We start from the raw sequence: 13,204 nt of genomic DNA, 5'->3' as shown, positions 1-13,204 counted from the left end.
TCGATTCTTAGTAAAAGTAGTTGATCAATATTCAGTAAAGGAAGATGTGAATGTTCAAAAAGATGTCCAATAGCCCGTTAGTGCATGGTTTTGCGCTTTGGGTCTGCTCCTTTTTGATTGCCACACCTTCCTTTGCTAAACATCTCGAAGAGGACGGCTCTCGTCCTAAAATTGCGGTGGTTCTCGCTGGTGGTGGTGCGAAAGGCGCTGCGCATATTGGTGTGCTTAAAGCCCTTGAAGAGATGAACATTCCCGTTGATATCATTACCGGTACAAGCATGGGCGCTTATGTCGGAGGTTTGTACGCGACGGGTATGAGTGCTGATGAAATTGAGAGTTTTATCTACAGCGTGGATTGGAACAGCGGTTACCGAGATCGCGTTGATCGCAGCCAACGTCGCGTTCGCGACAAAGAATACGAAGACCGCTACCAAATAACGACAGATCTTGGTCTGAGGTTTGGTGAGGTGCGTTCCCCAACTGGTGTTGTGCAAGGGCAGAACATGTTGCGCATTCTGCGCGAAACGACGGGCAATCTAGGACGCTTTGACTCTTTTGACCAACTTGCTATCCCTTATCGTTCTGTCGCGACTGACATCGTCGAGCTTGATGAAGTCGTGCTCGATAACGGTTACTTAGTTGATGCGATGATGGCGAGCATGTCGGTACCGGGCGCGCTTCCTCCATACGAGCTCAACGGTCATATGCTGGTGGATGGTGGCGTTGTCAATAACATGCCTGTCGACGTAGCGCGCGCGATGGGAGCGGATATAGTCATTGCGGTCGACATCAGTACAGATTATAAAAACAAAGAAGACTTCACCGGCTTGTTTGCGGTTGCGGATCAGTTGTCGAATTATTTGGTGCGTCGTAGCACTCAAGAGCAAGCGGAAACTCTGAAAGATGATGATGTTTACATTCGTCCAGATGTTGGGCAAATGGAAACCGTAGAATTTGAAAAGATGCCGAGCGCATTTCAAGCTGGCTACGACATCACTAAAAAACTCAAATCCAAGCTTGAATCCTTGAGTGTCTCTAACGCGGAATACCAAAAATATATCGAGCACAAACAAGACGTTCGTAAAGGATTAGAATATGGTGATGAGCGGGTTGTTGATCAAATTGTTATTGTCAATAACACCCACTATAGTGACGTCTTACTGACCAACCGACTCGAGCTTGATACTGGTCGTCCTCTCAAAACGGCTGAAATCGAAAAAGCAGTCGAAAATCTTTATGCCTTAGATCGTTTTGAACTGATTACTTACCATTTCGAAGAGATTGAAGGTGTTAACCTACTTGTCTTTGAAGTGAATGAGAAGTCTTGGGGACCAAACTACCTGAACTTCCGCTTTTTCTTAGAAGATGACTTTAATACTGACAGCCAATATGGCATTGGTATCTCGTCGAACTTCACTAATCTAAATTCACATGGTGCCGAGCTAACGCTGAATGTTGACATGGGTACAGATAAGTTGATTGAAGCCGAGCTTTATTCACCGGTACTGTCGAGTCAGGAGTTGTTTGTTTCGGGTAAGTTGAATTACAACAACGAAAACCGAAACTGGCCTTTTAGTGATTTAGAAAACCCGGATATAGGTTCGGTTTACGATTTTCTTCCTGTCTCGTATACCGAGTTCATAACGGAACTTGCTGCGGGTGTGCAACCGACGTTATGGCAAGAGTTCCGTGTTGGTGGGCGTTATACCAAAGGGCAAATAGAGGCCTCAACGCTCGCATCTGCTGGGACTTTTGATTACGAGCGTTTGGGGGTGTTTGCTAACTACCGTCTAGATACCTTAGACGACTTTGCTTTTCCCACGCATGGTATGTTGATTGATTTGGATTACCTGGTGTCTCATGACAAGAGCCCTGAAGATTTTCGTCAAACCAATACTAATGGTGATATCGAAGATACTGTGTATGAGATCACGGCACGTTTCAAAGGCGCAGTGACGCACAGTCGTCATACTTTAGTCGGACAGGCGGAATACAGCTTTGTAGAAAGCAAAAACTCCTCGATCCCGTTAGACCCACGTGAACTTGGTGGTTTCTTAAATCTATCTGGTATCCCACGTAATAGCTTGATTGGGCAGAACTTATTCTATACCAGCTTGGTGTATCGTTATAAATGGATGGATAACGACTTCGGGCTGTTTGAAGCGCCAGTGTACCTAGGCGCATCACTTGAACACGGTGGTGTTTGGTCAGACAACGATCTGAAGCTTAATGAAGCGCCACTGTATAATGCCGCATCGATTTTCTTTGGTGTTGATTCACCAGTAGGACCAATCATGTTGGCGTACGGTCGTACCGAGCAAGATTTAGATGCTGTGTACTTGATCGTTGGAACATCATTTAAATAACCGGGAAAAGGACAGCAATATCTCCGCATATTTAGCCAAAATAAACAGGACTTTAGTCGTAAGTTGCTATGTTGGTCAAAATGATGATATTTTAATTTAAGGTTAAATTTGCTATCCTTTCGCCCACAGTTTGGCCTCTGCGGCGCTGTTTCTCAATCAAGAATTGAATGAAAACAAGGGCAATGGAGAGCCAAGTTTCCAAGGATGTTCACTCCTTTACTTTTAAAAACAGTAATAAGAAGGAGGAACCGCAATGAGAGGAAAAAGTCGTGCTTGAAGCCTACCGTAAACACGTCGAAGAGCGTGCTGCCGAAGGAGTTGTTCCTAAACCGCTAGACGCAGAACAAGTTGCTGGACTTGTTGAACTTCTGAAAAATCCCCCGCAAGGTGAAAAAGCCTTTATTCTTGACCTGTTAGAGAACCGTATCCCACCGGGCGTAGACGAAGCGGCTTATGTTAAAGCTGGCTTTTTGACTGCGGTTGCTAAAGGCGAAGTATCGTCTCCACTTGTTAGCCGTGAAATGGCAGCAGAATTACTAGGTACGATGCAAGGTGGTTATAACATCGCTCCGCTCGTCGAGTTTTTAGATGATGATGTTCTTGCGGCTATCGCAGCAAAAGCACTGTCTCATACCCTGTTAATGTTTGATGCTTTCTATGATGTTGAAGAAAAAGCGAAAGCGGGCAACACGTTCGCTCAACAAGTCCTTCAATCTTGGGCGGAAGCCGAGTGGTTTACAACGAAAGAGAAAGTAGCGGAAAAAATCACGGTTAAAGTCTTTAAGGTAACCGGTGAAACTAACACCGATGACCTGTCTCCAGCTCCAGATGCTTGGTCTCGTCCAGATATTCCAGTACACGCGAAAGCGATGCTTAAGATGGAACGTGATGGCATCAACCCGGATCAACCTGGCAGCGTTGGTCCAATCAACCAAATTGAAGAACTGCAAAAAGACGGCATTCCACTAGCATACGTAGGTGATGTTGTTGGTACGGGTTCTTCGCGTAAATCAGCGACCAACTCAGTATTATGGTTTATGGGCGAAGATATCCCATTTGTACCAAACAAGCGTACTGGTGGTATCTGTCTAGGCGGTAAGATTGCGCCTATCTTCTACAATACGATGGAAGATTCAGGAGCGTTACCAATTGAACTAAACGTACAAGACATGAATATGGGCGATGTGATCGACATTTACCCGTACGAAGGTGTGGTTCGTAAAGAAGGTTCTGAGATCTCAAGCTTTGAACTGAGTAAAGTGCTGCTTGATGAGGTACGTGCTGGTGGTCGTATTCCATTGATCATCGGTCGTGGTCTAACGAGCCGTGCTCGAGTAGCACTTGGTCTTGAAGAGACAGATTTGTTTGCTAAACCCGTTGATCCAACTGCTTCTGACAAAGGTTATACATTAGCTCAGAAGATGGTAGGTAAAGCATGTGGCGTAGAAGGTGTGCGTGCTGGTCAATATTGTGAGCCTAAGATGACAACGGTAGGTTCTCAGGATACGACTGGCCCTATGACGCGTGATGAGCTAAAAGATCTTGCGTGTCTTGGTTTCTCAGCGGATCTCGTGATGCAGTCATTCTGTCATACGTCAGCATATCCGAAACCAGTCGACGTGAACACGCACCACACACTACCTGATTTCATTATGAACCGTGGCGGTGTATCGCTTCGTCCAGGCGATGGTGTTATCCACTCATGGCTGAACCGTATGCTTCTGCCAGATACTGTTGGTACTGGTGGTGATTCGCATACTCGTTTCCCTCTGGGTATTTCATTCCCAGCAGGTTCTGGTCTAGTGGCATTTGCAGCAGCAACAGGCGTTATGCCTCTTGATATGCCTGAATCAATCTTGGTTCGTTTTAAAGGTGAGATGCAGCCAGGTATCACGCTACGTGATCTTGTACACGCCATTCCTCTATACGGTATCAAGCAAGGTCTGCTAACAGTAGAGAAAGCGGGTAAGATCAACGAATTCTCAGGCCGTGTCCTAGAAATTGAAGGTGTTGAGCACCTATCTGTGGAACAAGCATTTGAACTTTCAGATGCATCGGCAGAGCGCTCAGCAGCGGGTTGTACTGTGAAGCTTTCTCAAGAGTCGATTGATGAATACCTAAACTCGAACATCACTATGCTTAAATGGATGATTTCGGAAGGTTACGGTGACCGTCGTACAATTGAACGTCGTATTACTGCGATGGAAGAGTGGTTAGCAAACCCAGAGCTGATGGAAGCAGATTCAGACGCTGAATACGCACATGTGATTGAAATCGATCTAGCGGAAATCAACGAACCAATTCTTTGTGCGCCAAACGATCCAGATGACGCTCGTCTTCTGTCTGACGTTCAAGGTACACAGATTGATGAAGTATTTATCGGTTCTTGTATGACGAACATTGGTCACTTCCGTGCAGCAGGTAAATTGCTCGATAAGTTTAACGGCCAGCTTGATACTCGCTTATGGGTAGCACCACCAACCAAGATGGACCGTGACCAACTAACTGAAGAAGGTTACTACGGTATTTATGGCCGCGCTGGTGTTCGTATTGAAACTCCAGGTTGTTCGCTATGTATGGGTAACCAGGCTCGTGTTGCGGATAAAGCAACGGTAATGTCGACGTCTACTCGTAACTTCCCGAATCGTCTAGGTACTGGTGCGAACGTTTATCTATCCTCGGCTGAACTTGCAGCGGTTGGTGCGATTCTGGGTAAGATTCCAACTAAGGAAGAATACCTGTCTTACATGGACCAGATTGATGCGACAGCAGCAGACACATACCGCTACTTGAATTTCCACAAGATGGAACAGTACACCAAGAAAGCAGATGATGTGATCTTCCAAGAGCCTGCATAATCTTAGCAAGTTTTGTTAATACTTGAATAAGCGCTCACCGATTGGTGGGCGCTTTTTTTGTGGAACGCTGCGCTTCGAAAAGAGAGAATGCTTCGCTCTAGGAATCGGGAAGTAAGCGCTGGAATATTAAAGATAAACGTGTGAGCTCAAAACACGTTGATAGTCTTTGTCCCTCAAAAGATAAAATGAAACCGTATCTCGTATCTCGTATCTCGTATCTCGTATCTCGTATCTCGTATCTCGTCTCCCGCTTCTCCCATCCAACATCTCCCTGTATACTCCGCACCAAATTGATACGAAAAGGCGATCACGATGGAATTTGAATTCATCCGCAATACATTGATGGGCGAATACTATGTCAAATGCAGCATGGGGCATGAGATTGTGGGTCGTTGGTTGCAAGAAGAAATAGGCAAAGACCCAGCAAAAATTGCTCAGGTAGAAGCTTTAATTAATCAGGCATTTTCTTCGCCATCTCAAGAGCATAGATTAACCGGTGCAGAGATCAGTTTGATGATCCACGGTGATGAGGTGCTAGTGCAAGAAAACGCGCTGGGCCATGAGTATGAAGTGGAAATGGAAAGCGAGTTTGATTTCTACGATGCAGAGAGTACGGCCAGTTGTGGTATTGAGGATTTTTGTACCTTGATAGAGCAGTGGAAAGACTTTCTGAACATGTAATGCACAATTTTGGTTAGTCTAATTAGGATTGCCTTATATTTGTGAAAAGGGCGCACCGATATGGTGCGCCCTTTTTGTTTATAAGTTTGTTAATTTTACTAATTCTATATAAATCAATGGGATAAAAAGTTGGCACGCCGCTTGGATTAATATGAATGTTTCAGGATGAAAGCTGCGGAGAAGATTCAATGAAAATCATTAATGCCATTATAAAACCTTTTAAGTTAGACGATGTACGCGAAGCATTGGCTGATGTCGGTATTGAAGGGATGACAGTATCAGAGGTTAAAGGTTTTGGTCGTCAGAAAGGCCACACGGAGCTATACCGTGGCGCCGAGTATCAAGTCGACTTTCTACCAAAAGTAAAACTAGAAATCGCTACCCATGCAGACAATGTGGAGCGCGTGGTAGAAGCCATCACTAAAGCGGCGCAAACCGGCAAGATTGGTGACGGTAAGATTTTTGTCTACGACTTAAACCAAGCGGTGCGTATACGTACTGGCGAAATGGACGCAGAAGCACTTTAAGAATTCAAGGGATTGGAGAACTATCATGGAATTAACAACAACGGTAACTGAATTACGTTACGCACTCGACACCTTTTTCTTCCTCATTTCCGGTGCGTTGGTCATGTGGATGGCAGCAGGTTTTGCCATGCTAGAAGCGGGCTTAGTTCGCTCTAAAAACACAACAGAAATTCTAACTAAAAACATCTGTCTTTACGCGATCGCTTGTACCATGTTCCTATTGGTCGGCTACAACATTATGTATGTTGATAACGGTGAAGGCGGTTGGTTACCATCATTTGGTGCACTAATTGGCACACAAGGTGAAGGTGCAGACCACTCTCTAGAGTCGGACTTCTTCTTCCAAGTCGTATTTGTAGCAACAGCAATGTCAGTGGTTTCTGGCGCGGTTGCAGAGCGTATGAAGCTTTGGTCTTTCCTAATTTTCTCAGCGGTACTGACTGCATTTATCTACCCAATGGAAGGTTACTGGACTTGGGGTGGTGGCTTCCTATCAGAAGCAGGTTTTAGTGACTTTGCGGGCTCAGGTATCGTACACATGGCGGGTGCTTCAGCAGCATTAGCAGGCGTACTATTACTGGGTGCACGTAAAGGTAAATACGGTAAAAATGGCGAAATCTACCCAATCCCAGGTTCAAACATGCCTCTTGCTACATTGGGTACGTTTATCCTTTGGTTCGGTTGGTTCGGTTTCAACGGCGGTTCTCAACTTATGGTTTCGGATTTTGAGAACGCGACTGCAGTTGGTCAAATTTTCCTAAACACCAACGCTGCAGCTGCAGCAGGTGCAATTGCCGCACTATTTGTATGTAAAACAACTTGGGGTAAAGCAGACCTGACTATGATTTTGAACGGTGCGTTAGCTGGTCTTGTTGCTATCACGGCTGACCCTCTATCACCATCACCGCTTTATGCTGTGGCGATTGGTGCGGTATCAGGCGCGCTAGTAGTATTCAGCATCATCGGTTTGGATAAGATTAAGATTGATGATCCAGTAGGTGCTATCTCAGTTCACGGTGTGTGTGGTTTCTTCGGCCTAATGGTTGTGCCACTGAGCAACGGTGATGCAACGTTTGGTGCACAGCTTCTAGGTGCGGCAGTTATCTTTGCTTGGGTATTTGGCGCAAGCCTAGTGGTATGGGCAATCCTGAAAGCGACAATCGGTATCCGCGTATCGGAAGACGAAGAGTTAGAAGGTATGGATATGCACGACTGTGGTGTTGGTGCTTACCCAGAATTCGTGACTGTGAAATAACACTCACAATGTAATAAATAGTTACAAACTTAACATTAAAAAACCTGCTCCAATGAGCAGGTTTTTTTATTGATTAATTGTTTTCTTATTGAACATGCATATAATAACACAACTGATAAACGTTATCATTAGCATGGTAAAGGATTAAACAATGAAAAAACTGCTAACTCTTTCAGCGATTACTTGCGCTACTCTGGCTCCAACGGCAATGGCTGCTGAAGAAGTGAACGTGTACTCTTACCGTCAACCTTTCCTAGTTGAACCTATGTTCAATGAGTTCACTAAAGAAACTGGCATTAAAGTAAACGTGAAGTTTGCGAAAAAAGGTCTAGCAGAGAAGTTGGCTCAAGAAGGCGAATACAGCCCAGCTGACGTAATCCTTACTACAGATATCAGCCGTCTAGCTGAACTGACAAACAAAGGTCTGGTTCAAAAGGTAGACAGCAAAATCATCGAAGAAAACGTACCAGCACAGTACCAAGACAAAGAAAACGAGTGGTTTGCTCTGACTCTACGTACTCGTAACGTTTACTCTTCACGTGACCGTGTTGGCAAACTAGGTGACGACTTCAACTACGCTGACCTAGCAAAGCCTGAGTTCAAAGGCAAAATCTGTACTCGTAGCGGTAAGCACCCTTACAACGTATCTCTAGTATCTTCTATGATCGCTCACCACGGTGAAGCTGAGACTAAAGAGTGGCTAGAAGGCGTAAAAGCGAACCTAGCTCGTAAGCCTCAAGGTAACGACCGTGCTCAAGTTAAAGCAATCAAAGAAGGTCTATGTGACGTTTCTCTAGGTAACAGCTACTACCTAGGTAAGATGGTTAACGACAAAGAGCAAAAAGCTTGGGCAGACGCGGTATACATCAACTTCCCTAACCAAGAGACAACAGGTACGCACGTGAACATCTCTGGTATGGCGATGGCGAAGTTCTCTCCAAACAAAGACAACGCTGTGAAGCTTATGGAATTCCTAACGGGTGACAAAGCGCAGCAAATGTACGCAGAAGTAAACTACGAGTACCCAGTGAAGGAAGGTGTTAAGCGTTCTGAGCTTGTGGAATCTTGGGGTGACTACAAAGCAGATACGATTTCTCTAGATGATATTGCTTCTCACCATGAAGCAGCAATCAAGCTACTAGATGAAGTGAAATTTGACCTTTAATTCCATGTGGGGGTATAACTGTACCCCCATTTTATTAAAGGATATGAGATGTATTTGCAGCCGCATTTGTATTTCATAAAGCCTTGCAGTATTTAGGCAATGAAGAATAAACATTCTCTATGGAAAACCAGTAGTGGGGCTATCACCCTGTTACTGGTTTTGCCGATCTTAGCGATCTTCTATACCGCCATTGGCGAGACAGATGACTTGTTCACACACTTGATGTCGACGGTCATGCCTACCTATATCTATAACACCGTAGTTCTGACTGCAGGTGTGATGCTTCTTTCTTTGATTCTGGGTATTCCAAGTGCTTGGTTTATGGCGATGTGTAAATTGCCAACTGAGAAGTGGTTGCAGTGGGCCTTAGTTCTACCACTTGCGATGCCGGGTTATATCATTGGTTACATTTTTACGGATTGGTTTGATTTTGCTGGGCCAATTCAAATCTTCTTACGTGATATAACGGGATGGGGCCCAGGTGAGTATTGGTTCCCTGATATTCGGACCTTAGGTGGTGCGACCTTCGTTCTTTCTCTTGTTCTTTACCCATACGTTTACTTGCTTTGTCGTGCTGCATTTATGGAGCAGAACGTTTCTCTACTGCAGAGTGCTCGCTTGTTAAAATGTTCCCCTTGGGAAAGCTTTTGGCGTATCTCTTTACCGCTTGTAAGACCCTCTATCGCTGTTGGTTTGTCTCTGGTAGCGATGGAAACCATCGGTGACTTCGGAACCGTCAGCTATTTTGCTGTGAACACGCTTACTACGGCGGTTTACGATACTTGGCTTGGGTATTCGAACCTCAATGCAGCCGCGAAAATCTCAGCAATGATGTTGATGATTGTAGTGTTGTTATTGAGTGCAGAGCGCTACAGCCGTCGTAAGCAGAAGCTGTTCCAAAGTCAGTTTAATAGTCATGAAGACTTCCGTTATGAGCTACGAGGTTGGCGAAAGTGGGGCGCATTAATTTGGTGTTGGGGCTTGGTGGCAATCGCGTTTATCTTCCCATTGCTACAGTTAATTGATTACGCCATCACTTACTTTGCACAAAGTTGGACGCCGGAGTTTCGTGAATACGCATGGAACAGTTTGGTGGTGTCAGTCGTGGCTGCAATCATTGGTGTTGCGATTGCGTTGACTGTGAACTTCAGTCAACGCGTAAATGGCGGCCGCTCTAGCTTGGCGTTTATGCGTTTGTCTTCGTTGGGCTATGCCGTCCCCGGTACGGTACTGGCTATCGGTGTGATGGTTGCTGTGTTGTTTATGGATCACCGTGTTAACGATATTGCGAAAGCGATGGAATGGGGTAGACCTGGGCTTATTTTCTCTGGTTCTATGTTTGCGCTGATTTTCGCGATGGTGGTACGTTTCTCGGCTGTTGCAATTGGCAGTGTGGAAAGTAACTTAAATAAGATCTCTCCATCGTTGGATATGGCTTCCCGTACCATGGGCTGTACGCCAAATACCATGCTTTGGCGAGTGCATTTCCCGTTGGTTAAACGTGGTGCCCTAATTGCGGGTTTGTTGGTGTTTATTGAGTCAATGAAAGAGCTCAATGCTGCATTACTATTACGACCATTTAACTTTGAAACCTTAGCGACGTATGTATACAACTTCGCTTCGGATGAGCATTTAGAGCTTGCCGCACTTCCGGCTGTATTACTGGTTCTCGTTGGGTTGATCCCGCTTGTTGTTGTTAACCGTTCACTGGAGCAAAGTCACTGATGAGCTGCGCATTATCGATTAAAAACCTAACTTGTCAGTATGACGATCAAACCGTCCTTGAATCACTTTCTCTCGAAGTTGAGCAAGGTCAGATTGTCTGCCTACTTGGCGCGAGTGGCTGCGGTAAGACAACGCTTTTAAAAGCGATTGCTGGCCTGCTTCCTCTGAGTTCAGGTCAAATGAGTTTGAACTGTCTTACGATTGATGACGGTAAAAACTGGCTACCACCAGAGCAGCGTAATATCGGTATGATCTTCCAAGATTACGCTTTGTTCCCGCACCTGACAGTCGCTGAGAACATTGCTTTTGGTTTGAAGAACGAATCGGCGCAGCAAAAGCTGATTAAAGTCGAAGAAATGCTCGGCTTGGTTCACCTTAAAGGTTACGGTGACCGTTATCCTCACCAACTTTCTGGCGGCCAGCAGCAACGTGTGGCGATTGCTCGTTCATTGGCTTACAAACCAGACCTTCTGTTGTTGGATGAACCGTTTTCCAATATTGATACCCAAGTTCGTCATGAACTGATCCGTGAGATCCGTAAAATCTTCAAAGAACAGGGGGTTACCGCGATTTTTGTCACCCATAGCCGTGAAGAAGCGTTTGCTTTTGCCGATAAGATGGCCGTGATGAACCATGGTGTGATTGAGCAGTATGGCACGGCATCTGAACTTTACTACCAGCCTTCGAGCAAATTTGTTGCGGACTTCTTAGGTGGTGGTAGCTACCTTGTTGCGAAGAGAATTTCCGACAATGAATATCAAACCCACCTAGGTGTGGTGGAAGCCAATGCTCAGCAGGAAATCCAAGTAGATGATGAGTGTGCATTACTGCTTCGTCCTCAACATGTTCAAATTACTGCGGATGAAGAGAGTGCAATCAAAGTACTTGAACAGCACTTTATGGGGGATCACTGTCGCTACGTGATAGATGTCAATGGTGACCGACTGTTGGCTACTTCAGCTCAGGCGTTGAATGTCGGGGATAGTGTGATAGTAAAAGTTGAAACCCAAGGTGTATTAGCTTTCGCGTAATGTTTACATCTATAAAATAAAAAGGCCCGGCGCTGATGCCGGGCAAGTGTTCTTCACCTATAGGATTGTGCTCAAAGCGAGCACAAGGTTCAGTTATAAAGACAAGAAGTCCTTAAACTGTTGAAGAACACGTTCTGCAGTGTCCTTATCTTGCATTTCTGCAAAAATTCGTAGTAGTGGCTCAGTACCTGAGAAGCGAGCAATAATCCAACCGCCGTTCTTGAAGTACACTTTCGCACCGTCTTCGTAGCTGACTTTCTCGATTTCAAATTCAAACTCAGGCAACTGCTTCTCAACATAAATCTTGTTGAATAGCACTTCTTTTTGCGCAGGTTTGAACTTGCAATCGCCTTCTGCCATGTAGGCATATCCGTATTTGCCGTAGATTTCATCCAGTAACTCAGACAGTTTCTTACCAGTGACTGAAATCATTTCTACTAATAGGCTTGATGCAAATACACCATCTTTGCCTTTAATATGGCCACGAATAGTTAAGCCGCCAGAGCTTTCACCGCCAATTAGTGAGTCGTCAGCTTCCATTTGAGAGCTGATGTGCTTAAAGCCGACCGGAACCTCAAAGCATTTCTCGCCATGATCTTCTGCGACTTTATCTAGCAGGTGAGTGGTTGCGATGTTACGTACCACTGAGCCTGTCCAGCCTTTGTATTCAAGTAGGTAGTAGTAAAGCAGCAGTAGTACTTCATTTGGATGAATGAAGTTACCTTTCTCGTCGATAATACCAAGACGGTCTGCGTCGCCATCGGTACCAATACCGATGTCATAGCCTTCTTGCTCGACAAGATGCATCAAGCGGTAAAGGGTTGCTGCACTTGGTGATGGCATTAAGCCGCCAAAGTCAGGGTTCTTACCGTCGTTGATTACGTCTACTTCACAGCGGCCATTAATCAATACGGTTTGCAGCGCATTTTTAGCAACACCAAACATCGGGTCGACCAAAACGCGAAGGTTCGCTTTTTTGATGGCTTCAATGTCGATAAAGTCGATGATCGAATCGACGAACTCGTTCATTGGGTTAATAATATCAATCAGTTTGTCTTGCACTGCTTGATCAAAATCGACGCTTTTGACATCTTGTGCTGTAAGCGTTGCGATTTGAGACTCAATTTTTTCTGTGATGATTTCATCGGCATCACGACCACCTTCGATGAAGACTTTGATGCCGTTATAATCCGCAGGGTTGTGTGAGGCTGTAATACATGCAGAGTATGCACAGCCCATCTCTTTTGCTTTAAACATCACGATAGGCGTCGGCACGAACTTATCGATAAAGCTAACTACGATGCCATTTGCCGCCAAAACTTCAGCAAACCAGCGACCAGCTTTATCAGAAAGAAAACGGCGGTCATAACCGATAATAAAGCCGCGATCAGCAACGGACTCAGCGTTGGTAATGTTTGCGACTGCTTGAGCAACCAAACGTACATTATCTTTAGTGAACTCCTCACCGATAAATGCACGCCAGCCGCCTGTACCAAATTTGATCATGATTCGATCCTCGATAAGAGCGGCGTCCCACCGCTTCTTAAATCTTTGCTAGCGAACCGATGCACTTATCGAATTCAAGTGCATCGGATA

Annotated in this window: 9 protein-coding genes; 8 read left to right on the top strand and 1 reads right to left on the bottom strand. The window is 45.2% G+C overall.

Going from position 1 to position 13,204, the window contains the following annotated elements:
- Positions 1-50 precede the first annotated feature (50 nt).
- The 8 genes from OQJ86_RS03765 (at position 51) to OQJ86_RS03730 (ending at position 11,608) form a co-directional block, all read left to right on the top strand.
- Positions 51-2,366: a patatin-like phospholipase family protein gene (locus OQJ86_RS03765; RefSeq protein WP_038878927.1), complete on the top strand. Its 2,316-nt coding sequence runs from the start codon at positions 51-53 to the stop codon at positions 2,364-2,366.
- Positions 2,367-2,635: 269 nt separating this feature from the next.
- Positions 2,636-5,224, top strand: coding sequence for a bifunctional aconitate hydratase 2/2-methylisocitrate dehydratase (acnB, locus tag OQJ86_RS03760; protein ID WP_265986550.1), 2,589 nt, complete (start codon positions 2,636-2,638; stop codon positions 5,222-5,224).
- A 312-nt stretch (positions 5,225-5,536) separates the two neighbouring features.
- Entirely contained in the window at positions 5,537-5,905 is a 369-nt protein-coding gene (locus tag OQJ86_RS03755) for a YacL family protein (RefSeq protein WP_265986548.1), read from the top strand.
- A gap of 188 nt (positions 5,906-6,093) precedes the next feature.
- Complete coding sequence (locus tag OQJ86_RS03750) at positions 6,094-6,432, top strand: P-II family nitrogen regulator (RefSeq protein WP_005439398.1); 339 nt, start codon at positions 6,094-6,096, stop codon at positions 6,430-6,432.
- Positions 6,433-6,457: 25 nt separating this feature from the next.
- On the top strand, positions 6,458-7,687 hold the full coding sequence (locus OQJ86_RS03745) for an ammonium transporter (protein WP_005439399.1): 1,230 nt from the start codon (positions 6,458-6,460) through the stop codon (positions 7,685-7,687).
- Between the two features lie 151 nt (positions 7,688-7,838).
- Positions 7,839-8,852, top strand: a complete 1,014-nt coding sequence (locus tag OQJ86_RS03740) for a Fe(3+) ABC transporter substrate-binding protein (protein WP_038878931.1) — start codon at positions 7,839-7,841, stop codon at positions 8,850-8,852.
- A 99-nt stretch (positions 8,853-8,951) separates the two neighbouring features.
- Complete coding sequence (locus OQJ86_RS03735) at positions 8,952-10,577, top strand: ABC transporter permease (RefSeq protein WP_038865820.1); 1,626 nt, start codon at positions 8,952-8,954, stop codon at positions 10,575-10,577.
- Complete coding sequence (locus tag OQJ86_RS03730; protein ID WP_042603147.1) at positions 10,577-11,608, top strand: ABC transporter ATP-binding protein; 1,032 nt, start codon at positions 10,577-10,579, stop codon at positions 11,606-11,608. The genes OQJ86_RS03735 and OQJ86_RS03730 overlap by 1 nt, the downstream gene beginning before the upstream one ends.
- A 93-nt stretch (positions 11,609-11,701) precedes the next feature.
- Here the strand turns inward: OQJ86_RS03730 and OQJ86_RS03725 are convergent, their stop codons facing one another.
- Positions 11,702-13,114 carry a phosphoglucomutase/phosphomannomutase family protein gene (locus OQJ86_RS03725; RefSeq protein WP_038878937.1) on the bottom strand — a complete coding sequence of 471 codons (1,413 nt, stop codon included), beginning with the start codon at positions 13,112-13,114 and terminating at the stop codon, positions 11,702-11,704.
- Positions 13,115-13,204: the final 90 nt, after the last annotated feature.

The organism is Vibrio sp. Sgm 5, from assembly GCF_026241575.1.
In the GTDB taxonomy this organism is placed as follows: Bacteria; Pseudomonadota; Gammaproteobacteria; order Enterobacterales; family Vibrionaceae; genus Vibrio; species Vibrio jasicida.
This window is presented reverse-complemented; position numbering and strand designations above follow the sequence as displayed.